At 72.7% G+C, this 7,063-nt stretch carries 5 protein-coding genes; 4 read left to right on the top strand and 1 reads right to left on the bottom strand.

What is annotated here, in order from left to right:
• The first annotated feature begins 206 nt into the window (after positions 1–206).
• The gene (locus tag ABTZ17_RS35540) at positions 207–1,742 is read left to right on the top strand and encodes a CYTH and CHAD domain-containing protein (RefSeq protein WP_352199947.1); all 1,536 of its coding nucleotides are present in this window, start codon (positions 207–209) and stop codon (positions 1,740–1,742) included.
• A 75-nt stretch (positions 1,743–1,817) separates the two neighbouring features.
• Positions 1,818–3,746 (top strand): TIGR03960 family B12-binding radical SAM protein, encoded by a 1,929-nt coding sequence (locus ABTZ17_RS35535; RefSeq protein WP_352199946.1) that lies wholly within the window; start codon positions 1,818–1,820, stop codon positions 3,744–3,746.
• A 50-nt stretch (positions 3,747–3,796) separates the two neighbouring features.
• Here the strand turns inward: ABTZ17_RS35535 and ABTZ17_RS35530 are convergent, their stop codons facing one another.
• Positions 3,797–5,203 (bottom strand): recombinase family protein, encoded by a 1,407-nt coding sequence (locus tag ABTZ17_RS35530; RefSeq protein WP_352199945.1) that lies wholly within the window; start codon positions 5,201–5,203, stop codon positions 3,797–3,799.
• A 479-nt stretch (positions 5,204–5,682) separates the two neighbouring features.
• Between ABTZ17_RS35530 and ABTZ17_RS35525 the strand changes: the two genes are divergently transcribed.
• Complete coding sequence (locus ABTZ17_RS35525; protein WP_352199944.1) at positions 5,683–6,459, top strand: TIGR03936 family radical SAM-associated protein; 777 nt, start codon at positions 5,683–5,685, stop codon at positions 6,457–6,459.
• A gap of 238 nt (positions 6,460–6,697) precedes the next feature.
• Positions 6,698–7,063: hypothetical protein (locus ABTZ17_RS35520; protein ID WP_352199943.1), on the top strand; the 366-nt coding region annotated here is incomplete at its 3' end.

The raw sequence follows: 7,063 nt of genomic DNA, 5'->3' as shown, positions 1-7,063 counted from the left end.
CGTGGGCGACCTTCTCGATGGCCGCGACCACCTGCTCGGGGGCGCCCGGCGGAACCGGGGCCATGCCGACCTGGCCCCCTCCCGAGGACACGGGCGGGGGCCGCGGCGCGTCCGCCGCCCACGATCGGGGGCGCACCCGCCCGCCGCGATCCGGTCGCTTTCCCGCAACCCGCCCCGAACGGTCCGAACAGGACTAGGTTCGATCCATGGCGGACACGAAGCGCGAGATCGAGCGGAAATTCGAGTTCACTACGACCAAGGCGGAGAAGCGCGGCGTCCCCGACCTCACGGGCACCGCCGCCGTCGCGGACGTCCGCGACGAGGGCACCGCGGACCTCGACGCCGTCTACTACGACACCCCCGGACGCCGGCTCGCCGCCGACGGCCTCACCCTCCGCCGCCGCACCGGCGGCACCGACGCCGGCTGGCACCTGAAGCTCCCCGTCGCCCCCGGGGTCCGCGACGAGGTGACGGCCCCTCTCGCCGACACCGTGCCCCGCGCCCTCGCCGGACTGCTCCGCTCCCGCGTCCGCGACTCCGCCCTCGAACCCCAGGTCAGGCTCCTCTCCTCGCGCCGCGTCAGCCACCTCCTCGACGCCGACGGAGCCCTCCTCGCCGAACTCAGCACCGACCGGGTCACCGCCGAACGCGGGGACACCACCGTCCACTGGACCGAGGTCGAGGTGGAGCTCGCCGACGACACCGACCCCGCCCTCCTCGACGCCGTCGAGAAGAAGTTCCGCAAGGCCGGGCTCAAGGTCTCCGACGCCCCCTCCAAACTGGCCCGCGCCCTCGCCGAGACCGGCGCCGCCCCCCACCCCCGCCCCGGACCCGCCGAGACCGCCGGACTCGCCCCCGGCACCGCGGGCCGACTGCTCCTGGACCACCTGGCCGCCCAGGCCGCCGAACTGGTCACCCTCGACCCCGCGGTCCGCCGCGGCCTCCCCGACTCCGTCCACCGGATGCGCGTCGCCACCCGCCGACTCCGCAGCGCCTTCAAGACGTACGGCAAGCTCCTCGACCGCACCGTCACCGACCCCGTCGCCGAGGAACTGCGCCACCTCGCCGGGGAGCTCGCCGTCGACCGCGACCGCGAGGTCCTCCTCGACCACCTCGGCGCCCGGCTCGACGAACTGCCCCGCGCCCTGCGCTCCGGGCCCGTCCGCCGCAGGCTGCGCACCTGGAACGCCTCCCGGCAGTCCGGCGCCCGACGCCGGGCCCTCGCCGCCCTCGACAGCCCCCGCCACCTCGCCCTCCTGGACTCCCTCGACGCCCTGCTCGCCGACCCGCCCCTGCTGCCCGCCGCCTCCCGGCCCGCCCCCGAACCCCTGCGGCGCGCGGTGCTCAGGGACCACGCCCGGCTCGCCGCGCGCGTGGAACACGCCCTCGCCCTCGACCCCGGCGAGGAACGCGACCTGGCCCTCCACGAGGCCCGCAAGGCCGCCAAACGGGCCCGGTACGCCGCCGAGACCGCCGTCCCCGCCCTCGGCAGGCCCGCGAAGCGGCTGGCCAAGGCCCTCAAGGCCGTCCAAGGGGTGCTCGGCGAGCACCAGGACAGCGTGGTCGCCCGCGCCGCCCTCCGGGACCTGGCCGTCGCCGCCCACGCGGCGGGGGAGTCCTCCTTCACCTGGGGCGTCCTCCACGGACGCGAGGAGGCGCGGGCCGAACGGTGCGAGCGGGAGCTGCCGGAGCGGTGGGCCGCGGCCGCCGACCCGGACCTGCGGGCCGCCCTGGACCGATGACGCGCAGCGGGCGGGGCGGTCTCCGCCGCGGGGTACGCTTGAGAGTCGCCCCCTGCCCGCTGCACCGAAAGTCGCGTGATGTCCGAGTCGGTCTTCCCACAGCTCGAAGCTCTGCTCCCGCATGTGCAGAAGCCCATCCAGTACGTCGGCGGTGAGTTGAACTCCACCGTGAAGCCCTGGGAGAGCGCGGACGTCCGCTGGGCGCTCATGTACCCGGACGCGTACGAGGTCGGCCTCCCCAACCAGGGCGTCATGATCCTGTACGAGGTACTGAACGAGCGCGAGGGCGTGCTCGCCGAGCGCACCTACAGCGTCTGGCCCGACCTCGAAGCGCTGATGCGCGAGCACGGGGTCCCGCAGTTCACGGTGGACTCGCACCGCCCGGTGAAGGCGTTCGACGTGCTCGGACTGTCCTTCTCCACCGAGCTGGGCTACACCAACATGCTCACCGCGCTCGACCTCGCGGGCATCCCGCTGGAGGCCAAGGACCGCGGCCTCGACGACCCGATCGTCCTGGCGGGCGGCCACGCGGCCTTCAACCCCGAGCCCATCGCGGAGTTCATCGACTGCGCGGTCATCGGCGACGGCGAGCAGGCCGTCCTCGACATGACCGAGATCATCCGCGCCTGGAAGGCCGAGGGCCGTCCGGGCGGCCGCGAGGAGGTGCTCTTCCGCCTCGCGAAGACCGGCAGCGTGTACGTGCCGGGCTTCTACGACGTGGAGTACCTGCCCGACGGCCGCATCGGCCGCGTGGTCCCGAACCGCTCCGGCGTGCCGTGGCGGGTCTCCAAGCACACCGTCATGGACCTCGACGAGTGGCCGTACCCGAAGCAGCCGCTGGTCCCGCTCGCCGAGACCGTCCACGAGCGGATGTCCGTCGAGATCTTCCGCGGCTGCACCCGCGGCTGCCGTTTCTGCCAGGCCGGCATGATCACGCGCCCCGTGCGGGAGCGAAGCATCACCGGCATCGGCGAGATGGTGGAGAAGGGCCTGAAGGCCACCGGTTTCGAGGAGGTCGGCCTGCTGTCGCTGTCCTCCGCCGACCACACCGAGATCGGCGACATCGCCAAGGGCCTCGCGGACCGTTACACCGAGGACAAGGTGGGCCTGTCCCTCCCGTCCACCCGCGTGGACGCCTTCAACGTCGACCTCGCCAACGAGCTGACCCGCAACGGTCGCCGCTCCGGTCTGACCTTCGCCCCCGAGGGCGGCTCCGAGCGCATGCGCAAGGTCATCAACAAGATGGTCTCGGAAGAGGACCTTATCCGGACCGTCGCCACCGCCTACGGCAACGGCTGGCGCCAGGTGAAGCTGTACTTCATGTGCGGCCTGCCCACCGAGACCGACGAGGACGTGCTCCAGATCGGCGACATGGCGGTCAACGTCATCGCCAAGGGGCGCGAGGTCTCCGGCCAGAACGACATCCGCTGCACCGTCTCCATCGGCGGCTTCGTCCCCAAGCCGCACACCCCCTTCCAGTGGGCCCCGCAGCTCTCCGCCGAGGAGACGGACGCCCGCCTGGAGAAGCTCCGCGACAAGATCCGCGGGGACAAGAAGTACGGCCGCTCCATCGGCTTCCGCTACCACGACGGCAAGCCCGGCATCGTCGAGGGCCTGCTCTCCCGCGGTGACCGCCGGGTGGGCTCCGTGATCCGCGCCGTCTACGAGGGCGGCGGCCGCTTCGACGGTTGGCGCGAGCACTTCTCCTACGACCGCTGGATGCGGGCGGCGGAGAAGACCCTGCCCGAGTTCGGCGTGGACGTGGCCTGGTACACCACCCGCGAGCGCACCTACGAGGAGGTCCTGCCCTGGGACCACCTCGACTCCGGCCTGGACAAGGACTGGCTCTGGGAGGACTGGCAGGACGCCCTCGACGAGACCGAGGTCGACGACTGCCGCTGGACCCCGTGCTTCGACTGTGGCGTCTGCCCGCAGCTCGGCCTCGACATCCAGATCGGACCGACGGGCAAGAAGCTGCTTCCCCTGTCCGTCGTCAACAAGTAGTGGCACCTGTACCGTCGGCCCCGTCCTTACCCGGGACGGGGCCGACGGTGTCAGTGGACCGGGTCCGGGAAGACGTCCGGCTTGATGATCAGACGCTCCTCGACATCGGGTGGAACGGTCAGCTGCAGATTCACTCCGGGTGCCCTCGTCCCCGGGACCTTCGTGCGACTCACCTGGCAGGTGACGCCGGCGCGCCGCAGGTCGTCGGCCATCACGTCCTGCCCTTCGCGCTCCCAGCGGTCACCGAAGGTCTCACCGCTCATGACGAGGGCCCAGTGAGGCTCGGATCGTCGTGGTCCCGCCTCACCGCGCGCGTAATCCCGTACGCGTACCGGCTGCGTACCGAGAGCGGCGGTGGCTTCGGAGCGGAGCCTCCGGTACACGGCCTCCGGGTCAGGGGCGCCCAAACCTCCGCTCGGACAGTTCCGACAGCGCAGGTAGGCGTAGGTGCGGCCCTGGGTCGAGCTTCGCCGGACGGCCATGCTCGTGCGGCAGTCCGCGCAAAACATGACCCCGAGGAACGCGGTCGCCCCGAGCGGGTTGCGACGAGGCTGAGCCCTGCTCCGCCTGTCGAGTGCGTTCTGCAGCATCCGCCACTCGCCCTCCGTGAAGATCGGTTCTGTCACGCGGACAGGGACGCCGTCCTTGTCGCGGACGATCCTGGAGCGGCGGACACCGCCGTCCTTGTCCTCCACGACCCGGAACCCCATCAGCGCAGGGTTCCGCAATCTCCTCAACAGCGTGGTGGCGGACCACTCCCCTCCGCCGCCGGTGGGTACCCGGCCGCGGCTGAGCACGGCGGTCATGCGGCGCGCCGAGACTCCCCGCACCGCGGCGCCGTGGCACCACCGGAGCACTTGCTGGGCCCGCGGCTCGATGACCAACCTCCCGCCGTCGGTCGTGTACCCGTAGGGCGGCTTCCCCACGAGCCAGTCCGACTGCGTTTTGGCGTACTCCCAGAGGCTCGCCACCCTGGCACTCGTGTTGCCCGTCTCGATCTCGGCCAGAGTGCCGACGAGTTCCGCCGCGCCCCTGCCGAGCGGAGAGGACAGGTCGATGGCGTCGTGCTTGGAGACCAGGTTCTTCCCGTGGGTGAGGCACCAATCGATCATGGTGCTGAGATCGGTCACCCGCCGGACGAAGCGGTCCATCTTCCAGAAGAGGATCACATCGAAGTCAGGAGCACGATCATTCAGCCAGTGCCCCAGTTCCCTGCGCCGCCAGGGCGGCACCCGGGTGGCCGACACGTTGAGGTCCCTCGCGACCCCCACGACGCGGAACCCCTTCTCTCCGGCCAGGCTCCGCAGATCGAGTTCCTGACGCACTGGCGAAGTGGTGTCGGTGGTGAGAGCCGAGACCCGCACGGATATCAGGGCGCGCGGGGCATCCGGAGGGAGATCCGTCTCCGCCCGCCGGAGCTCGTCGAGCAGCGCCAGATCGGGCTCCCGCCAGTGCACACCGGCCGCGAAGGTCCGCTGTGCCGCGCTCGTAGCTGTCGTCATGCCCCGCCAACGGCAGATGCGGGTTCCGGGGTGTGGGCGTGTGGGGTTCTGTCCCAGACGGACACTCACATCGGGACCGTGCTGCACTACGACCGGGACTTCGAAACCCTCGCGGGGGTCGTCGAGCTGCGGACCCGGTGGGTGGTCGAGGCGGGGTCCGTGGACTGAGGGGGTCGGTCCGGCGCGGGCCCGGCGGGTGATCCGGTGGGCTCCGGGGGAACCGACGAGGTCGGGGGCGCGTAGTCTGGGTAGTAGGACAGCCGACGGCACGGCTGCCGCCCCGGAGACCAGCCCGCGCCGCGGGCGTCGACCGGAGGGCGTGCGACCGCCGTCCGGCCCGACAGACCTCAGGGCGGCGCACTGGCGCCCGCCCCGCACAAGGAGAAGAACCCCTGGGCAAGCGACAGCCCGAAGGCCCGCCGCCCGCACCCGCGGTGCAGCGCATCCGTCTGCGCTACACCAAGCGCGGCCGCCTCCGGTTCACCAGCCACCGTGACTTCCAGCGCGCCTTCGAGCGGGCCCTGCGCCGCGCCGAGGTGCCGATGGCCTACTCGGCGGGCTTCACCCCGCACCCGAAGGTCTCCTACGCCAACGCCGCCCCCACCGGGACCGGCTCCGAGGCGGAGTACCTGGAGATCGCCCTCACCGCCTCCCGCGACCCGGAGCAGCTCCGCGAGCTCCTCGACGAGTCCCTGCCGGCCGGGCTCGACATCACCGACGCCGTGGAGGCCCGTACCTCCGGCCTCGCCGACCGGCTCACCGCCTCCGTCTGGGAGCTGCGCCTCGACGGCGTCGACCCGGCGGAGGCCGCCCGCGCCGCCGCCGCGTACCTCGCGGCGGAGACCGTCGAGGTCCAGCGGCGCACCAAGAACGGCATCCGCACCTTCGACACCCGTGCCGCGGTGGTGAGCCTCGAAGCGTCGGACGTCGCCGCTGATAGGCCCGCGGACAATGCTTGTGCGATACTGCGGCTGGTTGTTCGGCACGTGACACCTGCCGTGCGACCCGACGACGTCCTGTCCGGTCTCCGAGCTGTGGCCGACCTGGCGCCGCCGGTCCCCGCAGCGGTGACCAGGCTGGCGCAGGGGCTCTTCGACGAGGAGTCCGGCACGGTGACCGATCCGCTCGCGCCCGACCGCGAGGCTGTCACGGCCGCCCCACCCACGGCCGCCGTAGCCGCCGACGCGAAGGCGCCGGAGGGTTCCGCGTAGGGAACGTCGTCGCAAGCGCAGCCCTGGAACTCGGGAGCCACCTGGGTCGGGCCGCGCACCGACCTGAAGACTTCCGCCAGGCCGTACGGACACGAGTCGTACGGAACCGGCGGGCTTGGACCAGAGCTCCTGTGCGGCGCACGCGCCCCGGAGGCCCGGTCCGCGCCCTTGAGCGCGGACCGCGCCGGACCGGATGTCAGCCGCGGCGCCCGGGAGCGTGACGGGAGAACCGCCCGCAATGCCTGACATCGAGAACAACGAACCCGAGAACACCAAGGCCGCCAAGAGCGCCGTCGTCGACGGGGCCACGGACAACAGCCCGAGCGACACCCTGCCGCCGCGCCGCCGGCGCCGCGCCGCCTCCCGCCCGGCGGGCCCGCCCGGTGGTGCGACCCCCGAGGCCGCCGCCCCGGCCGCCGAGCCGGTCGCGGAGGAGGTTCCGGCCGCCGCTCCGGCCCGGACCCGTCGTCGTGCCACCCGTGCCGTCGCGGCTCCGGCCGCCGAGGCCGCCGTCGTGGAGGCTCCGGCCGCCACTGCCGCCCCGGCCGCATCGCGTTGTACTCCACGAGCGAGCCCAGCAGGTCCAGCCGCCAGGTCCCGCCCG

Origin of the sequence: Streptomyces sp. NPDC097619 (assembly GCF_040302735.1) — a bacterium.
Classification (GTDB): domain Bacteria; phylum Actinomycetota; class Actinomycetes; order Streptomycetales; family Streptomycetaceae; genus Streptomyces.
The sequence above is the reverse complement of the archived record's forward strand: the minus strand, read 5'-3'. Positions and strand labels throughout refer to the sequence as shown.